Genomic DNA, 1,055 nt, shown 5'->3' on the forward strand with positions numbered 1-1,055 from the left:
TCCGGGGCGTGCTGGCCCAGCACCGCGATCACCTGCCTGCCCAGAACCACCGCCCGGATGATGACGAAGACCGCGATGAGCGCCGCGACCACGACGTCCCAGATCGGCTGGCCGGTGAGAATGATCAGCACGCCGGCGACCATGACACCCACCGACCCGGCGGCGTCGGCGATCACCTCGTAGTAGGCGCCCTTGACGTTCAGGCTGTCCTTGGCCCCGCTGCGCAGCAGCAGCATGGAGATGATGTTGATCACCAGGCCGGCGAAGCCGACCGCGAGCATGGCGCCGGAGGCCACCTCCGGCGCGTCGCCCAGCCGGCTGATGGCCTCGACCACCACGTACACCCCGACCGCGAGCATCGCCAGCACCGCCAACGCCGAGGCGAACACCTCGGCCCGGTAGGAGCCATAGGTGCGTCGCCCCGTGGAGTCCGGCCGGCTCGCGATGCGCGTCGCCAGCAGCGCCGCACCCAGCACCACCACATCGGCAGCCATGTGCCCGGCATCCGACAGCAGCGCCAACGACCCCGACACCAGCCCCGCGACCAGCTCGATCAGGAAGAAGCCCGCCGTCAGGGCGAACGCCCCCGCCAGCCGCCGACGGTAGCGGCCACCGGCATGCCCGGTCGCCGGGGCATGGCTGTGTCCCGCCCCCATCAGCCCTGCCCCTCGTGGCGGGCGTGCTCACGGGAGACGTCCAGCAGCATCCGCACATGCCCGTCAGCGAGGCGGTAGTACACCATCCGCCCCTCCCGGCGGTTCTCGACCACCCCAGCGGAACGCAGCACCCGCAGCACCTGGGACACCGACGCCTCCGCGACATCGACCGACGCCGCCAGGTCACACACGCACAGCTCGCCGGCCTCCAGCAACGCATACAGCACCCGGGCACGGCGCGGGTCCCCCAGGAGCTTGAACAGCCCGGCCAACCTGCCGGCCTCGCGCTCGTCGGGGATCCTCTCCCGGGTCAGCGCCACCTTCTCCGGATGGACGGCGGTGACCTGACACGAATCCAACGGCGTCACACTCATGCCACGACCATACACCTATGCAGAT

General features: G+C 70.6%; 2 protein-coding genes. Both read right to left on the reverse strand.

What is annotated here, in order from left to right:
* Positions 1-656: cation diffusion facilitator family transporter (locus O3T09_RS11770; protein WP_269295569.1), on the reverse strand; the 656-nt coding region annotated here is incomplete at its 3' end.
* Positions 656-1,030: an ArsR/SmtB family transcription factor gene (locus tag O3T09_RS11775; protein WP_041103922.1), complete on the reverse strand. Its 375-nt coding sequence runs from the start codon at positions 1,028-1,030 to the stop codon at positions 656-658. The genes O3T09_RS11770 and O3T09_RS11775, both read right to left, overlap by 1 nt.
* Positions 1,031-1,055: the final 25 nt, after the last annotated feature.

Source organism: Micrococcus sp. H39-S4, from assembly GCF_027158145.1.
Taxonomy (GTDB): domain Bacteria; phylum Actinomycetota; class Actinomycetes; order Actinomycetales; family Micrococcaceae; genus Micrococcus; species Micrococcus luteus.